This window comes from Novosphingobium sp. 9U, assembly GCF_902506425.1.
Classification (GTDB): Bacteria; Pseudomonadota; Alphaproteobacteria; order Sphingomonadales; family Sphingomonadaceae; genus Novosphingobium.
Genome location: NZ_LR732534.1, coordinates 1 through 2670 on the forward strand (window position 1 = coordinate 1; position 2670 = coordinate 2670).

Here is a 2670-nt window from a genome sequence, read left to right on the forward strand (position 1 = left end):
AAAGCGGGACTGCCTTGTCGATCGCGGCCGACGGTGACTTCAGTTTGAGAGCAAGACCCGGAGTGCCGCTGGTCACGAAGCGGACTAGCTCTACATGCACGTTGTAGAGGACGAACGGCATGAACAGCGAAGACGCACACGCTCGAGCCATCCTGGCTGATCCGCGTTGGGCGCGCATCGTCGCCCGCGACAAGACCGCTGATGGCGAGTTCTCGTATACGGTCGGCACGACCGGCATCTACTGCCGGCCGTCTTGTGCTTCACGGGGGTGCAACCCCAAGAACGTCACGATCCACGACACGCTCGAAAGCGCACAAGCAACCGGCTTCAGAGCATGCAAGCGGTGCAAGCCCGACGGTCCGGCGGCAGATGTCGTGAACGCTGAGTTGGTGACGCGGGTGTGCCGCATGATCGAGGAGAGTGAGACCGCACCGTCACTGGCCGATCTTGCCGAGGCACTCGGATTGAGCTCGGGCTACCTTCACCGGGTCTTCAAGGCCCACACGGGTCTCACGCCGAAAGCGTACGCCAACGCCTGCAAGGCGAAGCGCGTGCGCGAAGCGCTTGTGGCAAATGCCAGTGTAACCGACGCGATATACGACGCCGGCTACAACTCGAGCAGTCGCTTCTACGAGACGTCCAACGCCCTGCTGGGGATGACGCCCTCCGCTTATCGCAAAGGCGGAACGAAAGAGGATATCCGGTTCGCAATCGGAGAAACGTCTCTGGGATCCATCCTGGTGGCGTCGAGTGCGAAAGGTATTGCCGCGATTCTGCTCGGAGATGATCCCGAGGAGCTCGCCCGCAACCTGCAGGACCGCTTCCCAAATGCGACGCTGATCGGAGCCGACACCGCTTACGAGGAGGTTGTCTCCAAGGTCGTCGGGTTCGTCGAAACCCCCACCATCAGTCTCGACCTGCCTCTCGACGTGCGCGGCACCGCGTTCCAGCAGCGGGTGTGGCAAGCGCTTCGGGACATCCCGGTTGGAACGACTATCTCCTATGCCGCGATCGCCGAGCGCGTTGGCGCGCCGAGCGCCACGCGCGCAGTTGCTGGGGCCTGCGCAGCGAACAAGCTGGCGCTTGCCATCCCATGCCATAGGGTAGTGCGGAACGACGGTGCGCTGTCCGGCTACGCCTGGGGCGTCGAGCGCAAGCGCGCCATTCTCGAACGCGAGCGTGCTGCCGCCTGAGCCAACCTACGCACCATGCTTGCGTCGATGTCGTATGGAGTGAGAGACATGACCGACGAACAGCGGCTTTCCTCAAGCGAGATCACGCAATCTCAAGCCCCTGGCGATGAGGAGGTCGACTCGAAAAGCGCCAGCATCAAGGCCTTTGATTGGCAGACAATCACGCACGACCTCGACCGGCAAGGATGGGCGATCCTTCCGCGGCTGCTGACCGCTGGTCAATGCGCGGACCTGGCGAGCATGTATGGTGACACGCTTGCGTTCCGAAGCCACGTCGTCATGGCGCGCCACGGCTTCGGCAAAGGCGAGTACCGCTACTTCTCATATCCGCTGCCGGACTTGGTGCAGGAATTGCGGACGGACCTCTACCAAAGACTGCTCCCGATCGCGAACGCCTGGCAGGCGCGCATGGGGCTGGACGTCCGCTTCCCCTCGGACGTCGCTGAGTTCCTGGAGCGGTGCCACGCTGCGGGGCAGCGCCGCCCCACACCGCTGCTGCTGCGGTATGGGCCGGGCGACTACAACTGCCTTCACCAGGACCTCTACGGGGAACATGTCTTTCCTCTGCAGGTGGCGACGCTGCTGTCGCAGCCGCACGAGGCGTTCGAGGGTGGAGAGTTCGTCCTCACCGAGCAGAGGCCCCGCATGCAGAGCCGGCCCATTGTGGTCCCGCTCGCCAGGGGCGATGCCGTCGTCTTCGCAGTGAACAGCCGTCCGCACCGCGGGACCAAGGGCGACTATCGGGTCACGCTCCGCCACGGCGTCAGCCAGGTGCGCTCAGGTAGCCGGCGCACTCTGGGCATCATCTTCCACGATGCCACTTGAGGCGATGTTCGGCTTTTGCAGCCCCTGCCCTCTCACAGGACAGGGGCTGCAAAGCTCAGCAGACGCCTTGTGGGGCGGCAACGCGGGCACGATCAACGTCGGGCATGCGGTACTTGCTCTCCTCGATCTGCGCGAGGCGAGATGGAGCAGCCTCAACGTTAGAAACACCGTAGAACTTCTGAAAATTCATAATCAGCGGCTGCCACTTGGCCGGATCGATCCGGTTTTCGTGCCCTTCCATGAGCAGGCTAGGGAGGACGTGAACACGCGTGATGCGTACCTCGAAAGCCGAAAGGAGACCCGCAACCTGGGGATCATCCGCCATGATGTCATGACGCTCGGCTAGCACAGCCTCGAGCTGGATTGGGCACTCAAGCGCGCGCGGAGCCGCGACAGTTCGCGAGGGAATCGGCGTCAGTCCGGCCACCTCGAACTTGCTGGGTTCGTAGTCATAGCCAAGCTGCTTCTTGAAGTTCGGGATTTCCCTGGAGCCCGTCAGACGCGCGAGCCGGTCTACGGCGTCGACCTGGTGCACCGTCGGCAGGTTCAACACGCACTCGCCCGTCCGCATCATGTTCTGCGGCGTCTGAGATGCGGTCTGCAGGCCGAGCATGCACCGCCAACCTAGCCACCATGCCGACGACATCGGCGC

The 2670-nt window shown here is 63.3% G+C and carries 3 protein-coding genes; 2 read left to right on the forward strand and 1 reads right to left on the reverse strand.

Going from position 1 to position 2670, the window contains the following annotated elements; all coding sequences use genetic code 11:
* Positions 1-119 precede the first annotated feature (119 nt).
* Positions 120-1193, forward strand: coding sequence for a bifunctional DNA-binding transcriptional regulator/O6-methylguanine-DNA methyltransferase Ada (gene ada / locus GV044_RS20725; RefSeq protein WP_159874368.1), 1074 nt, complete (start codon positions 120-122; stop codon positions 1191-1193).
* 48 nt (positions 1194-1241) lie between these two features.
* Complete coding sequence (locus GV044_RS20730) at positions 1242-2018, forward strand: 2OG-Fe(II) oxygenase (protein WP_159874369.1); 777 nt, start codon at positions 1242-1244, stop codon at positions 2016-2018.
* A gap of 55 nt (positions 2019-2073) precedes the next feature.
* Here the strand turns inward: GV044_RS20730 and GV044_RS20735 are convergent, their stop codons facing one another.
* Positions 2074-2631, reverse strand: a complete 558-nt coding sequence (locus GV044_RS20735) for a flavin reductase family protein (protein WP_236555153.1) — start codon at positions 2629-2631, stop codon at positions 2074-2076.
* Between the last annotated feature and the right edge of the window lie 39 nt (positions 2632-2670).

Coding starts and splice junctions, on each gene's coding strand:
- ada (WP_159874368.1), top strand. CDS start 120: ATGAACAGCGAAGACGCACACGCTCGAGCCATCCTGGCTGATCCGCGT.
- GV044_RS20730 (WP_159874369.1), top strand. CDS start 1,242: ATGACCGACGAACAGCGGCTTTCCTCAAGCGAGATCACGCAATCTCAA.
- GV044_RS20735 (WP_236555153.1), bottom strand. CDS start 2,631: ATGCTCGGCCTGCAGACCGCATCTCAGACGCCGCAGAACATGATGCGG.